This is a genomic window from Streptomyces liangshanensis, from assembly GCF_011694815.1.
In the GTDB taxonomy this organism is placed as follows: Bacteria; Actinomycetota; Actinomycetes; order Streptomycetales; family Streptomycetaceae; genus Streptomyces; species Streptomyces liangshanensis.
Genome location: NZ_CP050177.1, coordinates 2169471 through 2186208 on the forward strand (window position 1 = coordinate 2169471; position 16738 = coordinate 2186208).

The window sequence follows — 16738 nt, forward strand, 5'->3', positions numbered from 1 at the left end:
CCGGAGCCCCACCTCTGTACGGAGCCCCCACATGCCCCACGCCTCCGCTTCCGAAGGCGCGTCCGCGCCCCGGGGCGCGATGGAGACCCGCGGTCTGGAACCCGTCCCCGACGGGGCCCGTACCGGCCGTGTCCGGGAACTCTTCCCCACCTGGGTCGCCGCCAACATCAGCGTCCTGCTGCTCACGCTGGGCGCGGGGCTGGTCGTCTTCAACGGCCTGAACCTCTGGCAGGTGCTGGTCGTCGGCTGCGTGGCGCCCGCCGTGTCGTACGGCCTGGTCGGGCTGATCTCGCTGGCCGGGAAGCGCGGCGGCTCGCCGGGCATGGCGCTCTCCCGGGCCGTCTTCGGCCGGCGCGGAAACCTGTTCCCCGGCTCCGTCATCTGGGTCGCCCGCTGGGGCTGGGAGACGATCAACGCCGTCACCGGCGCCTACGCGGTCCTGACGGTCCTCGACCTGCTCTTCGGAGTGGGGCCCTCCACCCCCCTGATCGTGGTGACGCTGCTGCTCTTCGTCGCCGGTACCTTCCTCGTCTCGGGCCTCGGCATCAAGGCCCTGCGCGTGTGCAGCCGGTGGGCGGCGTACCTCTTCGGCGCGTTCAGCGTGCTGGTGCTCGTGTACCTGGTCGGGCACACGGACTGGTCGGCGGTCCTCTCCCGGCCCGCCGGGTCGACGGCCGCGATGATCGCGGGCATCGGCACCCTCGCGGCCGGCGGCCTCAGCTGGGCCCCCACCGGACCCGACTTCACCCGCTACCTGCCCCGGGCGTCCTCGGGACGGGCCGTGGTCGGCCGGACCGTCGGCGGGGCCGCCGTCGTGGTCGTACCGCTCGTGGTGATGGGCGCGGTGATGGCGGTCGGCACGCCCGGACTGGCGCACGCCCGCGACCCGGTCTCGTTCATCGGCGGGCTGCTGCCGGCCTGGATCGCGGTGCCGTACCTGCTGATGGCGCTGGTCGGCATGGTGCTGATCAACGCGATGTCCATGTACTCGGCGGGCTTCACCGCCCAGACCCTGGGCATCAAGGTCCCGCGCGCCTGGGCTGTCAGCGTGAACGCCGTGATCAGCCTGGTCCTCGGCTTCCTGCTGATGGTCGTGGCGACCGGCTTCCTCGGCTCGTTCGTCGCGTTCCTCACCCTGCTCGCGGTGGCCTTCTCCGCGTGGATCGGGGTCTTCGGCACGGACATGCTGCGCCGCCGTACGTACGACGGGGCGGCGCTGATGGACGCGACCCGCACCGGCGCCTACTGGTACCGCGGCGGGTTCGCGCCCTCCGCGATGGTGGCGTGGGCCGCGGCGCTGGTGGTCGGGCTGCTGTTCACCGACGTCGAGTGGTTCTCCGGGCCGCTCGCGTCCACCTGGATCGGCGCGAACGGCCTCGGCTGGGTGGCGACGACCGTGGTCGCGTCGGCGCTGTACGCGGTGCTCCCCCGCGCCCGCCCGCGGATCCGGAAGGCGGACACGCCCGGGGACGCGCCCTACCCCATCTCCTCCAGCGTCTTGCCCTTGGTCTCCTTGACGAAGAGCAGCACGAACGGCAGCGACAGCGCCGCGAAGCAGGTGTAGATGATGTACGTCCCCGAGAGGCTCCAGTCCGCGGACAGGCTCGGGAAGCTCGCGGTGATCGCGTAGTTGGCGATCCACTGCGCCGAGGCCGCGACACCGAGCGCCGCCGCGCGGATCTTGTTGGGGAACATCTCGCCGAGCAGCACCCAGACGATGACCCCCCAGGACAGCGCGAAGAAGAGCACGAAGACGTGGGCGGCGACCAGCGCGGTGGTGCCCTGGGTGCTGGGCAGCTTGCCGTCCACGAGGTGCGCGGAGAACGCCCAGGCCTCGAAGGCCAGGGCGACGGTCATCCCGCAGGACCCGACGATCGCCAGCGGCTTGCGGCCCACCCGGTCGACCAGCGAGATCGCGATGATCGTGCCGATGATGTTCACGATCGAGGTCGTGAAGGAGTAGAGGAACGAGCTGGACGGGTTGATCCCGACCGACTGCCAGAGCGTCGCCGAGTAGTAGAAGGCGACGTTGATGCCGACCAGCTGCTGGAAGGCCGACAGCCCGATGCCGACCCACACGATGGGCAGGAAGTTACGGCCGTTGAGCAGGTCTTTGAAGGTCGACTTGTGCTCGCGGCGCATCGCCAGCTCGATCTCGGCGACGCGCGCGTCCAGGTCGACGTTCTTGTCCTCGACCGAGGCGAGCACCTTCTTGGCCTCCGGCTCCCGCCCCACGGAGATCAGGAAGCGCGGGGACTCGGGGATCGTGAAGGACAGGACGCCGTACGTGATCGCCGGGACGACCATCACCCCCAGCATCCACTGCCACGCCTCCAGCCCCGCGAGGTTGCCGCGCTGGTCACCGTCGGCGAGTTGCAGAATGCCGTAGTTCACCAGCTGCGAGATGGCGATGCCGAGCACGATGGCGCCCTGCTGGAAGGAGCCGAACCGGCCCCGGTACGCGGCCGGCGACACCTCCGCGATGTACGCGGGGCCGATCACCGACGCCATCCCGATCGCGAAGCCGCCGATGACCCGCCACACGGCGAGGTCGTAGATGTCGAAGGGCAGGGCGGAGCCGACCGCGCTGACGGTGAACAGGACCGACGAGATCCGCATGCAGTGGAGCCGGCCGATACGGTCCGCGATCCGGCCCGCGGTGGCCGCGCCGATCGCGGAGCCCAGCAGGGCGACGGCGACGACCTGGGCGAGCGGCAGCGAACCGATGTCGTACCGGCCGCGGATGCCCTGGACGGCGCCATTGATCACCGAACTGTCGTAGCCGAAGAGGAATCCGCCCATCGCCGCGGCCGTGGTGATGTAGATGACGTGGCGGAGGTGGTCGGGGCGGGGCGTGTTGCCGTCGGACGGCTGCACCTTCGTTGTGCTGGTCACATGAACTCCTGGAGCCCCCGGCGTCGCCGGGTGTGGGGTGGCGATCCCCCACAGTGGCGCATAACGGGGCATCACGCCCCGCTGCAACACCCGCCGGTTGAGTGAAAACTCAACCGTCAGCGCAGCCGCTGGCTGATGACCTTGGAGACCCCGTCGCCCTGCATGGAGACGCCGTACAGCGCGTCGGCGACCTCCATCGTGCGTTTCTGATGGGTGATCACGATCAGCTGGGAGCTCTCCTGGAGCTCCTGCATGATGCGGATCAGCCGCTGGAGGTTGGTGTCGTCCAAGGCCGCCTCCACCTCGTCCATCACGTAGAACGGGCTGGGCCTGGCCTTGAAGATGGAGACCAGCAGGGCGACGGCGGTCAGCGAGCGTTCGCCGCCGGAGAGCAGCGACAGCCGCTTGACCTTCTTGCCCGGCGGCCTCGCCTCGACGTCGACGCCGGTCGTGAGCATGTGGTCGGGGTCGGTGAGGATGAGGCGGCCCTCGCCGCCGGGGAAGAGTCGCGAGAACACCCCCTCGAACTCCCGCGCCGTGTCGCGGTACGCCTCGGTGAAGACCTGCTCGACCCGCTCGTCGACCTCCTTCACCACGAGGAGCAGGTCCGTCCTGGTCTTCTTGAGGTCTTCGAGCTGCTCGGAGAGGAACTGGTGCCGTTCCTCCAGCGCCGCGAACTCCTCCAGCGCCAGCGGGTTCACCTTCCCGAGCTGCTGGTACGCGCGCTCGGCCGCCTTGAGCCGCTTCTCCTGCTCGGCGCGGGCGTAGGGGCGCGGCCGGTTGCGCGGGTCCTCGGGATCGTCGGGCAGGGTCTCGCCCTCGGCGGGCTGGGACGGCGGTACGAGCTGGTCGGGGCCGTACTCGGCGACCAGCCCGGCCGGCTCTATGCCCAGCTCCTCCAGGGCCTTGGCCTCCAACTGCTCGATGCGCATCCGCTTCTCGGCGCCGAGGACCTCGCCCCTGTGGACGGAGTCGGTGAGCTTGTCCAGCTCGGCCTTGAGGTCCCGGCCCTGGGTGCGCTCGGTGACCAGGTCGCGTTCGCGCTCGGACTTGGCGGCCTCGGCGGCGGTACGTTCCGCCTCCGCGCGGACGACGGACACCTCGACGTGGGCGAGGAGCTGGCGGGCGCCGGACGCGACGGCCCCGGCGACGCGGGCCTCGTGGCGCAGCCGGGCGCGGCGCTGCTCCGCGCGCGCCCGCGCCTCGCGCTCGGCGCGCGCGCCCCGGTCGAGGGCGTCGGCGCGGCCGGCGAGGCCCTTGACGCGTTCCTCGTGGGTACGGACCTGGAGGCGCGCCTCCATCTCGGTCTGGCGGGCGTTGGCCCCGTCGGCGGCGAGCCGGTCGCGTACGGCGGTGTCGGGCTCGTCCTCCGTGCCGTCGCCGGCCTCCTGGGCGACGAGCAGCCGCTCGGCCAGCTCCTCGGCCTCCTCGGTGGCGCGCTCCAGGGCGTCCTCGGCCTTGGCGGCGGCGGAGGCGGTGCGCTCGGCCTCGCCGGCGGCGCCGCGGGCCTGCCCGGAGAGGCGGCCGAGCTGTCCGGAGACGGCGGACTTCGCGCGGTCGGCGGCGCGGCGGAGGTCGCCCAGCTCGTCGACGAGCGCGGCGCACTCGGCGCGGGTGGTGGTGGCCGTGGCCTGCGCCTTCGCCAGCTCCTCGCTGCGGGTGTCCAGGTCGTGGAGCGCGGCGGCGGCCTCGTCCACGGAGGCCTGGACCTCGAGCAGGCTGGGGGCGCCGGCGGAGCCGCCGTGCGCGAAGTGCGCGCCGAGGAGGTCGCCTTCGGCGGTGACGGCTACGAGGCGGGGGTCGGCGGTGACGAGTTCCTCGGCGTCTTCGAGCGTCCCGACGACCACGGCGTCCCTCACGAGGAAGCGGACGGCGTCCATGAGCTCGCGGGGTCCCCGCACGAGGTCCGCAACGCGCTGAGCCCGCACCCGCCCACCTCCGGCGAAAAGGACGTCCTCAATCGCCGGACGGGCTTGAACGGTCTCGCCGCCTCCGGCGGCAAAGGTGTCCTCAATCGCCGGACGGGCTTGAATGGCGCCCTTGCCCGCGGGCGTGTCCTCGAACGCCGGACCCGCTGGGTGGGCGTGCGCATCAGCCCTCTCCAGCCCGTCCGGCGATTGAGGACGCGGCGGGGCCGGAGGCCTCGCAAGCCCGGCCTCGGGGGCGTCCTCCGTGCTGACCGCCTGGGCCGGGACCCCCGTCGGCGAGCCCGTCAACAGCAGCGACGCCCGCCCCCCGTCCTCCGTGCGGAGCAAGCGGATCGCGGCCGCCGCCGCCCTCGGTGTGGACACCGCGATCGCGTCCGCCGCCGCCCCCAAAGCCGCCGCCACCGGGATCTCGTGGCCCGGGGTCACCGTGAGCAGTTCGGCGGCCGGGCCGAGCAGCCCCGTGAGCCGGTCGCGGGCGGCGAGCAGCGCGCCCGAGCCGTCCTTGCGCCGCAACCCCAGCGCCAGCGCGTCGTGGCGCGCCGCCACCGCCGCCCGCTCCCGGTCCGCGCCCGTCGCCGCCTCCCGCGCGGCCGTCAGCCCCGCCTCCGCCGCCGCCAGCGCCTCCCGCGCCGCCGCGTACCGCTCCGCCAGGTCCTCGTCCTCGGCGTCCAGCCCGTCGACCTCGGCCTTGAGCTGTTCGTACTCCTCCTGGGCCGTGGCCGCCCGCTCCCGCGCCGCGTCCCGGGCCTCGGCGAGCCGCCCGATCTCGGCCCGCGCCGAGGCCGCCCGCCCCCGGGCCGCGTTGACCTGCCCCGCCAGCCGCGCCAGCCCCTCGCGCCGGTCGGCGATCGCCCGCGCCACGTCCTTGAGGCGGCGTTCCTCCACCGCGAGCGCCCGCTCCAGCTCCGAGCGGTGCGCGACGGTGTCCTCCAGCGCGTGCTCGGCCGCCTCCAGCGCGGCTTCCAGTTCCGCCTCCTGCTCGCGGATGCGGGCGGCCTCCCGCTCCATGTCCTCGGGCTCGCGCCCCCGGCGGTCGTCGGTGGGCGGCGCGGTCGCGCTCTTCACTCGCGCGTCGGCCAGCGAGACCGTGCCCCGCACCCGCTCGGCGAGCTGGGACAGCTCGTACCAGGTCTGCTGGGCCCGCTGGAGGCGGGGCGCGAGGCGCCGTACCTCGTCCTCCAGCTCGGTCTCGCGGGTCAGCGCGGCCTTGAGCCGCCCCTCCGCCTCCTCCTTGCGCCGCTTCAGCTCCGCCTCGTCCGCGATCTCCGTGCGCAGCGCCTCGCGCAGCCGTACGAGATCGTCGGCGAGCAGCCGCAGCCGCGCGTCGCGCAGGTCGGCCTGGATGACGGCGGCCCGCCGGGCCACCGCCGCCTGCCGGCCGAGGGGCTTGAGCTGGCGGCGCAGCTCGTCGGTGAGGTCCTGCACGCGGGCCAGGTTCGCCTGCATCGAGTCGAGTTTCCGCAGCGCCTTCTCCTTGCGCTTGCGGTGCTTGAGAACACCCGCCGCCTCCTCGATGAAGGCCCGGCGGCCCATCGGGTCGGCGTGCAGGACGGAATCGAGCTGGCCCTGTCCGACGATCACGTGCATCTCGCGGCCGATACCGGAGTCGGAGAGGAGTTCCTGGATGTCGAGAAGCCGGCAGGTGTCCCCGTTGAGCTGGTATTCGCTGCCGCCGTTGCGGAACATGATCCGCGTAATGGTGACTTCCGCGTAGTCGATGGGCAGGGCGCCGTCGGAGTTGTCGATCGTGAGCGAGACCTCGGCGCGGCCGAGCGGGGGCCGCCCGGTCGTCCCGGCGAAGATCACGTCCTCCATCTTTCCGCCGCGCAGCGATTTCGCTCCCTGTTCGCCCATGACCCAGGACAACGCGTCCACGACGTTCGATTTGCCGGAGCCGTTCGGGCCCACGACACAGGTGATGCCGGGCTCGAAACGCAGTGTCGTGGCGGACGCGAAGGATTTGAAGCCCCGCAGGGTCATGGCCTTGAGGTGCACGCCGCCGGACTTTACCCGGCTCCCATGGCCGTCCGGCGGTTTCGCCGTCGAACGCGCAGGGCACATCTGACATTGAGAATGGGCGTCGTACAGCCAACGTTCCTGCGTACAACGGGAGATGGAAAGAAAGAAGGGACGCCGAAGCGTCCCTTGCATATCTTGCCGATTCTTGCGTGAGTGTGACTCACCTGGCCCCGACGGGGGGCTTTCCTCAGGTGAGCGCAGGCTCCGCCTGGTGTACCTCGATGTCCATGTTCTCGAACAACGAGTCTCCAGGGTGCTGTGCGACGGCGGCGTTCAACGCGTCGTTCTCGGACTGGATCCGTACGAGCTCGGATTCGAGGTCCTGGACGCGCTGCTGAAGCCGTCGCATCTCGGCGAGGAGTCGCGGGTCGGAACCGCCGACGTAACCGAGAAGCGCCTTTGCCATGATGGATGGTCCTCCACACTGAGTGACCGACCGTATGCGGTTGGGTCATAGGGGAAATCGCACCCGCGGTGCCTGACAGGCCTTGCTCCACTGCGGTTCTTACTGCCAAACAGCTAAGGTGCGCGGGGCTTCCAGAGTCTCACCAAAAAGTTTGACGGTCAACACGATCACCGCCCGTGCAGGCCGTCGGCCCGGGGGGCCCGGCCGCTCGGACGCGGCACCGCCTCACCCACGGGCCCCTGCGGGCGTGGAGATCATCGTTAATCGCGCAGCCTCGCACGGCGGGGCCATTCTTGGCAACCACCAGGTCAATGCTGACGTGCGCATGTGCCACGGGCACCCACCGGCCCTCCGCGCGGTGCCCGTGAGGGGGCGCCGGGCACCCCGATCAGCGGATCGCGAAGGTGTCGTACCCCCCGCGCGGTGTGCTCCAGATCTCCGTCACTCCGTCGACCCGTCCGGGTGTGTCGCCGGAGCGGAGCCAGTCGAGCAACCCGTGGCACTTCTCACGCGCCCCTTCCGCCACCACCTGAACCCGGCCGTCGTCGAGGTTGAGGGCGAATCCGGTGAGCCCGCCGATCTCCAGCGCGTTCGCCCTGGTGAACCAGCGGAAGCCCACTCCCTGTACTCGTCCGCGTACCCAGGCGGTGAGCCGTACGTCGTCATTCACGGCCTCACGCTAACCCGGGCAATCGGTCGCACGGGACGGCGGGCAAGGACCCCATGGGCTACAGTCCGGTCACAATGAGCCTCACTCGTACGGGTGAGGCACATTGCTATCAAGATCATGTCGAGAGCATGAGGAAGGCACAGTCGATGGGACGCCATTCGCGCTCCGCCGCCGTACCCGCCGCCGTTGACTACGCGGACGCCACGGCAGGCAGGCACCGGGGTGGTGCCCGCCGGAAGCGGCGGGTCGCCGCCCCCGTGAGGACCGGACTGCTCGGCGCCTCGGCGGCCATGGCCGTCGGCGCGGTCGCCGTGGCCTCGGGGCTGCTGCCCGGCGGCGACCAGTACAACGTGGGCGGCGGGCCCACCGGGGAGCAGGTACGCACCGAGGGCGCGCCCGACCTGCTGGTGCAGGGCAGCCCCTCGGCCGAGCCCACGGAACTCCCCTCCGCCTCCGCCTCGCCCTCCGCACCGGGCCGGGTGCCGACCACCCCGGCCAAGAAGCCCGCCGCGAGCCCGTCGAAGCCGGCGGCCGAGGTGTCGAGGAAGGCGAAGGCCCCGGTGACCCGGGCGCCCGAGACGAAGAAGGCCGAGGCGCCCGCGACCAAGGCGCCGGAGCCCGAGCAGACGACCCAGCGCGCGGCCGAGAGCCAGGGGCAGGGCCCCGCGGCGGCGTCCGCCGCGACGGCCGTCCTCTCGCTGGTCAACCAGGAGCGGGCGAAGGTCGGGTGCGCCCCGGTCAAGGCCGACTCCTCGCTGGCCGGGCTGGCCCAGGACTTCAGCCAGGACATGGCCGCGCGCGGCTTCTTCGACCACACGGACCCCGACGGGAAGACCCCCTGGGACCGCGCCGACCAGGCGGGCGTGAAGAAGCTCGGCGGCGAGAACATAGCCAGGGGCCAGGCCGACGCCCAGGCGGTGATGGACTCGTGGATGAACAGCGAGGGCCACCGCGCGAACATACTGAACTGCGACTACACCCGACTGGGCGTAGGAGTGGTCACCGGTACGGGCGGCCCCTGGTGGACGCAGGACTTCGGCTTCTGAGGACTCCGGCCTCCGATCCGCCGGACCGGTCCTACGCCGCCGCGCGCGGCGGGCGCTGGCAGTGCGGGCAGAAGTAGCTGGAGCGGTTCATCCACGGCCTGCGCCGGATGGGGGTGCCGCAGCGCCGGCAGGGCTCACCCTCCCGCCCGTACGCGTCCAGCGACCGGTCGAAGTACCCGGACTCGCCGTTCACGTTGACGTACAGACTGTCGAAGCTGGTGCCGCCGACGGCGAGCGCCCCGTTCATCACGTCCCGCGCGTGACCGAGCAGCTCCGCGGCGCGCGGCCGGGGCAGGGTCGCGGTGGGGCGTTCGTAGTGGAGCTTGGCGCGCCAGAGCGCCTCGTCCGCGTAGATGTTGCCGACGCCGCTGATCAGTGACTGGTCCAGGAGCGCGCGCTTGACGGTGGTACGGCGCAGGCGCAGCGCCTTGAGGAAGGCGTCGTCGTCGAAGGCCGGGTCCAGGGGGTCCCTGGCGATGTGCGCGATGACGTCGGGCACCCCGTCCGGGGAGTTGTCGTGGAGCGACAGCCCGCCGAAGGTCCGCTGGTCGACGAAGCGCAGTTCGGTGCCGAGGGAGTCGGCGAACCGGATCCGGATCCGCAGGTGCTTCTCGTCGGGGGTCGTCTCCGGCTGGACGAGGAGCTGACCGCTCATGCCGAGGTGGCCGAGGATCGAGGCGTCGGTGTCGGCGAGCGGGAGCCACAGGTACTTGCCGCGCCGGCGGGCCGTGCCGATGGTGTGGCCCTGGAGGCGGGCCGCGAAGTCCTCGCCGCCGGCGAGGTGGCGCCGTACCGCGCGCGGGTGCAGGACCTCGGTCGCGACGACGGTCCGGCCGCTGATCCAGCGCTCCAGACCGCGCCGTACCACTTCGACCTCGGGCAGCTCGGGCACGGGGACTCCTCGCGGGACGACAGGGACAACAGGGACAACAGGAAGGGCAGGTGGGAAAGGGCAGGCGGCGAAGGGCGCGGAACGGGCGACGCCCCTCACGCCGGGGTGCGGCGCGAGGGGCGTACCGGAAAAACCCGTACCGGGACGGGCCGTACGGCTGACCGTGCTGCCGGTCAGGCCTTGGCCGCGTCCGCGGAAGCGGAATCGGCGGGAATCCCGGCCTCGGCGGCACCGGTGTCGGTGCCCCCGCCGGAATCCGCGTCGGTCGGATCGCCGGCCCCGGGAAGCCCGGGAGTCTCGGGGGCCGGGTCGGCCCCTTCGATGTGCACGACGTTCTTCTCCGCCGCGGCCCGTTCGTCCGCCACGGTCCTGATGGACCGCCACGCGGACTCCGCCGCCTGCTGTTCCGCTTCCTTCTTGCTGCGGCCGGTGCCGGTGCCGTACGAGACACCACCGACGCGGGCGGCAGCAGTGAAGGTCTTTTCGTGATCGGGGCCGGTTTCCGTGACGAGATACTCGGGAACCCCGAGACTCTCCGCCGCGGTCAGCTCCTGGAGACTGGTCTTCCAGTCCAGGCCGGCTCCGAGGTTGGAGGACTTCTCGATGAGCGGGTCGAAGAGCCGGTGCACCAGCTCGGAGGCCGCGTCGAGACCCTGGTCGAGATAGACGGCGCCGATCACCGCTTCAAGGGTGTCGGCGAGGATGGATGCCTTGTCCCGGCCACCCGTGCCCTCTTCGCCCCGGCCGAGCCGGATGAAGGAGCCGAGTTCCAGGCCGCGGCCCACTTCCGCAAGCGCACGCGAGTTGACCACCGCGGCCCGCAGTTTGGCCAGTTGGCCTTCCGGCAGGTCGGGGTGGGTGCGGTACAGCGTGTCCGTGACCACCAGGCCGAGCACCGAATCCCCGAGGAATTCGAGCCGCTCGTTGGTGGGCAGACCGCCGTTCTCGTACGCGAACGAACGATGGGTCAGCGCACGCACCAGAAGGGCGGACTCCAGCTGGTAGCCGAGCCGCCCTTCCAGAAGCGTGGGGGACGAGGCCGTACTGACGTTGTCTGCCTGCTTCTTGGCAGTGGACAGTTCAGACATCGAGCCTCTCACCAGCCGCTCAGACCTCGAGGACCTGGCGCTTGTTGTACGTGCCACAGCTCGGGCACGCGATGTGCTGGAGCTTCGGCTCCTGGCAGCGCTCGCACGACACCAGGGTGGGGACCGCAGCCTTCCACTGCGACCGGCGGTGGCGCGTGTTGCTGCGCGACATCTTCCGCTTCGGAACAGCCACGGCTACTTCTCCTGCTTCTCGTCGACGCCAGCTGCGGCGCCGCCCATGTTGTCCTTCTCGCCGTCCTTGACGGTTTCGGCGAGTCCCTGCAGTGCCGCCCAACGGATGTCGACGGCGTCGTGGTGGTGACCGGGGTTCTCGTCCAGCCTGATCCCGCATTCGGAACACAGGCCGGCGCAGGTCTCCCGGCACACCGGCTGCATCGGCAGTGCGAGCACCACCGCATCACGCAGCACGGGCTCGAGGTCGAACAGTCCGTCCTCGATGAACAGTGTGTCCTCGTCGTCCTCGGCGTCGTCGCCGGGCTCCGCACGGGTGCGGCCCCGGTCATCGGCGTCGTGGTACGAGAACAGCTCCTGGAAGTCCGCCTCGACCTGTTGGTCCAGCGGCTCCAGACACCTTACGCACTCCCCCTCGGCCGTCGCGCGGGCGGTGCCGGTGACGAGCACGCCCTCCATGACGGATTCGATACGGAGAGTGAGTTCCACGGGACCGCCCTCGGGCGTCCCGATGACTCCGCCGATGCCGAAGTCCTTGGGCGCGGGGACCGTCCTGGCCAGCTTCCTGAGCGCACCGGGTCGCCGCCCCAGCTCGTGTGTGTCGAACACGAGGGGGTCGCGGTGGTCGAGGCGCGCGTTCAGGGCTGTTCCAACTTTCGGATCGTGGAGTGGCCGCCGCAGTGTCGTGGGAACGAAGAGGGCAGCACGGGCCGCGGACATACACGCGGCCGAAGAGCCAGGGTACTGGACCGGCCGCCGTAGGCCCAATCCGGGCCGGTGGTACGCCGGCGCCGGCCGGCCCGGTCCGCCTCAGCGGCCCTGTTCGTACCGGCGCAGCTGGTCGAGGTCGATCATGCTGGTGTCGAAGAGGCTGGTCTCGTCCAGGGCGCCCTGCTGGTCGGGGTGGGCCTGGCCGGGCTGGTGCTGGGGGACGGGGGGCGCCCCGGCGGGCTGCTGCCAGCCGTAGGCGGGGTCGTACCCCTGGGCCTGGCCCTGGTCCTGGCCGTACCCCTGGGTGACCGGGGGCTGCTGCTGGTACGCGTACGGGTCCTGCTGGTAGCCGCCGCCGTAGGTGTCCTGCTGGCCGTACCCGGCGTAGGCCTGGTCGGGGTACGCGGGGTCCTGGTAGCCGGTGTCCTGGTACGCGGCGGCGGCCGGCTGGCCGTAGGCCGGGTCGGTGTAGGGCTGCTGGGCGGGGATCTGCGGCACCTGCGCGGCCGCCTGCTCCTGCCCGGCGGGCTGCTCGCGCGGCAGCTCCGCGAGGTCCGCCCAGTGGTCGGCGTCGCTGGTCCGCATCTGGGGGCCCGCCGCGTCCTGGGCGGCGAGGTGCGCGGCCAGGTCGTCGATCTCGGTCCTGCCCAGCAGCTTCTGTCGGCCGCGGCCGACGGCTTCGAGGGTCTTGGAGAGGACCGCCTCGAAGGCGCCGATCTTGGCGTCCACGTACTCGTCGGCGCGGCGGATCAGGGTCTCCGGGTCGGCGCTGTACTCGGGGGCGTCGTCGGCGTCGCCGTCCTCGGGGCCGTACCCCTGTTCGCCTCGGCCCGGGTCGCGGCCGAGCAGCTTCTCGCGGCCGCGGTCGACGGAACCGATGGTCTTGGTGAGGACCACCTCGAAGTTGGCGAGCTTGGAGTCGACGTAGTCGTCGGCCTCGGCCTTGACCTCGGCGGCGTCCCTGCGGGCCTCGGAGAGGATCCGGTCGGCCTCCTCCTGGGCGCGGCGGGCGACGGCCGTCTCGGAGATGAGGGTGCTGCGTTCCGCGTGGGCGGCGCCGATGATCCGGTCGGCCTCCTGGCGGGCCTGGACGGCGAGCTGTTCGTGGCCGCCGAGCAGTTCCTGGGCCTGGGCCAGCGAGCCGGGGAGCGCGTCGCGTACCTCTTCCAGCATCGCGAGCAGCTCGGCGCGGTTCACCACGCAGGACGCCGACATGGGCATGGAGCGGGCGCTGCCCACCGTGTCGACGATCTCGTCGAGCTTCTTCTGCACGTCCACCGTGTGCTCGCCACTCTCTCAGCTGGTTTGGAGACGGACGCAACGACTGTACGGCCAGTGGGAGGCGGTCCGACACCGGGTGACGGGCAGTCGGACCGTCAGGACGTGCCGAGGCGTGCGGCGAGGGCCCGGTGGACGGCCGGGGGGATCAGGTGGGAGACGTCTCCGCCCCAGGTCGCGACCTCTTTGACCAGGGAGGAGGAGAGGAAGCTGTACACGGGGTTGGTGGGGACGAACAGAGTCTCGACACCCGAAAGGCCGTGATTCATCTGGGCCATCTGGAGTTCGTAGTCGAAGTCGCTGACCGCGCGCAGGCCCTTGACGATGGCGGGGATGTCGCGCTGCTTGCAGAAGTCGACGAGCAGGCCGTGGAAGGACTCGACCTCCACGTTGCCGAACTCGGAGGTGACCTCGCGGATCAGGTCGATCCGCTCCTCGACCGAGAACAGCCCCTTCTTCGACTGGTTGATCATCACCGCGACGTGCACCACGTCGTACAGCTTGGAGGCGCGGGCGATGATGTCGAGGTGTCCATTGGTGATGGGGTCGAAGGACCCCGGACAGACGGCGCGGCGCAACTGATTTCCCTCGCTCTCCGGTCCGGTCATGGTGCGTCTTCGCACGTAGAGGCGGCGCGACCGTACCAAAACGTTCCCTCGCCGTAGCGACGGGACCGCACGGGTTCGAAACCCTCGGGCCAGCCGAACTCTCCGCCTCTGGTGCTGCGTTCCACGGTGGCGACGGCGTCGCCCGTGAGCCAGCCCTGAGTGCGGAGTGTGAGGAGGATCTCCCGAAGATCGTCATCGGTGACGGCGTACGGCGGATCGAGGAAGACCAGGTCGTACGGGGCGTCGGGGGCCGGTCCGGTGACGATCTGCTCGGCCTTGCCGGTACGGACCTCGGCGCCGGGCAGGCCGAGCGTCCTGACGTTGTCGCGGACGGTCCTGGCGGCGCGGGGGTCGGACTCGACGAGCAGGGCGTGCGCGGCGCCCCGGGACAGGGCTTCGAGGCCGATGGCGCCGGAGCCCGCGTAGAGGTCGGCGACGCGGACGCCGTCGAGGGTGCCGAGGAGCGATCCCCAGCTGGAGAAGAGCCCCTCACGCGCCCGGTCGGAGGTGGGGCGGGTGCCGGTGCCGGGCGGGACGGCGAGCCGGCGTCCGCCGGCGGAACCGGCGATCACGCGGGTCATGGGTGGCGGTTCCTCGGTTCGGAGCGGGCAGGGCTGCGGGTGCGGGTGGTGCGAGTGCCGGTGCTGCGGGTGCTGCGGGTGCTGCGGGTGCTGCGGGTGCTGCCTTCACGATATGGCGTACGGCGCGGCGGGGCCCGGCCGGTGGGCCCGAGGGGGTAGGCAGGGGCGTCCTCGGCGGCGGCCCCGGTCAGCCCTTGTCCAGGTAGCGCTCGCGCTCGGCGTCCAGCAGGGCGTCCAGGGTCATCCGCAGCTCCGGGTAGCGCCCCAGCTCCGGGTCCTCGGCGACCACGGCGACGGCCTCCTCGCGGGCCGCCGCGATGATCTCCTCGTCGTCGATGACGGCGAGCATCCGCAGGGACGAGCGGACCCCGGACTGGGCCTGGCCGAGGACGTCGCCCTCCCGGCGCTGTTCCAGGTCGATACGGGACAGCTCGAAGCCGTCCAGGGTGGCGGCGACCGCGCCGAGCCTGGCCCTCGCCGGGCTCGCCTCGGGCATGTCGGTGACCAGCAGGCAGAGCCCGGGGGCCGAGCCGCGGCCGACCCGGCCGCGCAGCTGGTGGAGCTGGCTGACGCCGAACCGGTCGGCGTCCATGATCACCATCGCGGTCGCGTTCGGCACGTTCACCCCCACCTCGATGACCGTCGTCGCGACCAGGACGTCCACCTCGCCCGCGGCGAAGCGGCGCATCACGGAGTCCTTGTCCTCGGGCTGCATCCGGCCGTGCAGGATCTCGATCCGCAGACCGGCCAGGGGGCCCCGGGCCAGCTGGGCGGCGACCTCCACCACGGCGAGCGGCGGCCGCTTCCCGTCCTCCTCCGGGGCCTTCTCGGCGGACTTCCCCTTCGCCTTCGACGGCTTCTTCTTCCCCGCCTCGTCCTCGTCGTCCCCGATCCGCGGGCACACCACGTACGCCTGGTGGCCCTTGCCGACCTCCTCGCGCACCCGCTCCCAGGCCCGGACCAGGAAGTGCGGCTTGTCCTCGGCCGGGACGACATGGCTCGCGATCGGCAGCCGTCCGGCCGGCAGCTGGTCCAGGACGGACGTCTCCAGGTCGCCGAAGACCGTCATGGCGACCGTCCTGGGGATGGGGGTGGCCGTCATGACCAGCAGGTGCGGGGGCTGCTTGCCCTTGGAGCGCAGGGCGTCGCGCTGCTCGACGCCGAAGCGGTGCTGCTCGTCCACCACGACGAGGCCGAGGTCGTGGAACTTCACCTTGTCCTCGATCAGCGCGTGCGTGCCGATCACGATCCCCGCCTCGCCGGTGACCAGGTCCAGCAGCGCCTGGCGCCGGGCCGCCGTGCCCATGGAGCCGGTGAGGAGCACGACCTTCGTGGCCTTGTCGGCGCCGCCGAGCATGCCGCCCTGGGCCAGCTCGCCCATCATCTCGGTGATCGACCGGTGGTGCTGCTGGGCGAGGACCTCGGTGGGGGCGAGCATCGCGGCCTGCCCGCCCGCGTCCACGACGGTGAGCATGGCGCGCAGCGCGACGAGTGTCTTGCCCGATCCGACCTCGCCCTGGAGCAGCCGGTGCATGGGGTGTTCGGTGGCGAGGTCGGCGAAGATCTCGGCGGTGACCTTGAGCTGGCCGTCGGTGAGGGTGAAGGGCAGGCTCGCGTCGAGGGCGTCCAGCAGGCCGCCCCCGACCGGTTTCCGCGCCACGGCGGGGAGTTGGGCGTCCGCGTGCCGGCGCCGGGCCAGCGCGACCTGGAGGACGAAGGCCTCGTCCCACTTGAGGCGCTCGCGCGCGTCAGCGATGTCGGCGCGGGTCTCGGGCCGGTGCACCTTGAGCAGCGCCTCGGGCAGGGACGCGAAGCCGCGTCCGTCGCGGAGCGCGGGCGGCAGCGGGTCGAGGGCCTCGGCGGCCCGGGGCAGGACCGCGTCGACCGCCTTGGTGATCTTCCAGGATTCCAGGCCCTTGCAGGCGGGGTAGATCGGGATGAGCTTGCCGGCGAACGCGTCCACCGCGTCCTCGCCGCTGTCGGTGCCCAGTGCCACGTACGTCGGATGGGCCAGCTGGAGCTTGCGGTTGAAGACGGACACCTTGCCGGCGAACATGCCGCGGCTGCCGGGCGGCAGGTCCTTGTGCGGCTTGTGGATGCCCCGGCCGAAGAAGACCAGCTGGAGCCGGCCGCTGCCGTCGGTGAGGGTGATCTCCAGGCGCTGGCCCGAGCCGCCGCCGTACCGCACGATCCGGGAGTCGGCGACCTGGGCGACGACCGTCACGTCCTCCTCCAGCGGCAGGTCGGCGAGCTTGGTCAGCTGGCCGCGCTCCTCGTACCGCCGGGGGTAGTGGTGCAGCAGGTCGCCGACCGTGTGCAGGTCGAGCTGCTCGGCCATCACCTTCGCGGTGGCGGGTCCGAGTGTCTTGGTGAGGGATTCGTCCAGCGCTGACACACGATCCATTGCACACCACGGCACTGACA

Annotated in this window: 14 protein-coding genes; 2 read left to right on the forward strand and 12 right to left on the reverse strand. The window is 71.7% G+C overall.

Annotation, left to right across the window (positions count from 1 at the left end; genetic code table 11):
- Positions 1–31: 31 nt before the first annotated feature.
- Positions 32–1564, forward strand: a complete 1533-nt coding sequence (locus HA039_RS09120; protein WP_167026480.1) for a purine-cytosine permease family protein — start codon at positions 32–34, stop codon at positions 1562–1564.
- Here HA039_RS09120 and HA039_RS09125 read toward each other — a convergent pair.
- The 4 genes from HA039_RS09125 to HA039_RS09140 all read right to left on the reverse strand — a co-directional run bounded on the left by HA039_RS09125 (position 1477) and on the right by HA039_RS09140 (position 7918).
- Positions 1477–2895, reverse strand: coding sequence for a sugar porter family MFS transporter (locus HA039_RS09125; RefSeq protein WP_243869293.1), 1419 nt, complete (start codon positions 2893–2895; stop codon positions 1477–1479). The genes HA039_RS09120 and HA039_RS09125 overlap by 88 nt on opposite strands.
- 116 nt (positions 2896–3011) lie before the next feature.
- Complete coding sequence (locus HA039_RS09130) at positions 3012–6818, reverse strand: AAA family ATPase (protein WP_167026486.1); 3807 nt, start codon at positions 6816–6818, stop codon at positions 3012–3014.
- 211 nt (positions 6819–7029) lie between these two features.
- Positions 7030–7248 carry a hypothetical protein gene (locus HA039_RS09135; protein ID WP_167026489.1) on the reverse strand — a complete coding sequence of 73 codons (219 nt, stop codon included), beginning with the start codon at positions 7246–7248 and terminating at the stop codon, positions 7030–7032.
- A 388-nt stretch (positions 7249–7636) separates the two neighbouring features.
- Positions 7637–7918, reverse strand: a complete 282-nt coding sequence (locus tag HA039_RS09140; RefSeq protein WP_167026492.1) for an acylphosphatase — start codon at positions 7916–7918, stop codon at positions 7637–7639.
- A gap of 146 nt (positions 7919–8064) precedes the next feature.
- Between HA039_RS09140 and HA039_RS09145 the strand changes: the two genes are divergently transcribed.
- Positions 8065–8964 (forward strand): CAP domain-containing protein, encoded by a 900-nt coding sequence (locus HA039_RS09145; RefSeq protein ID WP_167026495.1) that lies wholly within the window; start codon positions 8065–8067, stop codon positions 8962–8964.
- A gap of 31 nt (positions 8965–8995) precedes the next feature.
- Here the strand turns inward: HA039_RS09145 and mutM are convergent, their stop codons facing one another.
- The 8 genes from mutM to recG form a co-directional block, all read right to left on the reverse strand.
- Entirely contained in the window at positions 8996–9856 is an 861-nt protein-coding gene (mutM, locus tag HA039_RS09150) for a bifunctional DNA-formamidopyrimidine glycosylase/DNA-(apurinic or apyrimidinic site) lyase (RefSeq protein WP_167026498.1), read from the reverse strand.
- 173 nt (positions 9857–10029) lie between these two features.
- Positions 10030–10944, reverse strand: a complete 915-nt coding sequence (rnc, locus tag HA039_RS09155; RefSeq protein ID WP_167026501.1) for a ribonuclease III — start codon at positions 10942–10944, stop codon at positions 10030–10032.
- A 19-nt stretch (positions 10945–10963) separates the two neighbouring features.
- Complete coding sequence (gene rpmF, locus HA039_RS09160) at positions 10964–11137, reverse strand: 50S ribosomal protein L32 (protein WP_003965982.1); 174 nt, start codon at positions 11135–11137, stop codon at positions 10964–10966.
- 2 nt (positions 11138–11139) lie between these two features.
- Entirely contained in the window at positions 11140–11778 is a 639-nt protein-coding gene (locus tag HA039_RS09165; protein ID WP_243870026.1) for a YceD family protein, read from the reverse strand.
- 168 nt (positions 11779–11946) lie between these two features.
- A complete protein-coding gene (locus HA039_RS09170) occupies positions 11947–13125 on the reverse strand; it encodes an ATP synthase F0 subunit B (RefSeq protein WP_167026507.1) in 1179 nt (392 codons plus the stop codon).
- Positions 13126–13223: 98 nt separating this feature from the next.
- Positions 13224–13703 carry a pantetheine-phosphate adenylyltransferase gene (coaD, locus tag HA039_RS09175; RefSeq protein WP_208298779.1) on the reverse strand — a complete coding sequence of 160 codons (480 nt, stop codon included), beginning with the start codon at positions 13701–13703 and terminating at the stop codon, positions 13224–13226.
- Positions 13704–13729: 26 nt separating this feature from the next.
- Positions 13730–14314, reverse strand: coding sequence for a 16S rRNA (guanine(966)-N(2))-methyltransferase RsmD (gene rsmD / locus HA039_RS09180; RefSeq protein WP_167026513.1), 585 nt, complete (start codon positions 14312–14314; stop codon positions 13730–13732).
- A 187-nt stretch (positions 14315–14501) separates the two neighbouring features.
- Positions 14502–16718, reverse strand: coding sequence for an ATP-dependent DNA helicase RecG (gene recG, locus HA039_RS09185; protein ID WP_167026516.1), 2217 nt, complete (start codon positions 16716–16718; stop codon positions 14502–14504).
- Positions 16719–16738: the final 20 nt, after the last annotated feature.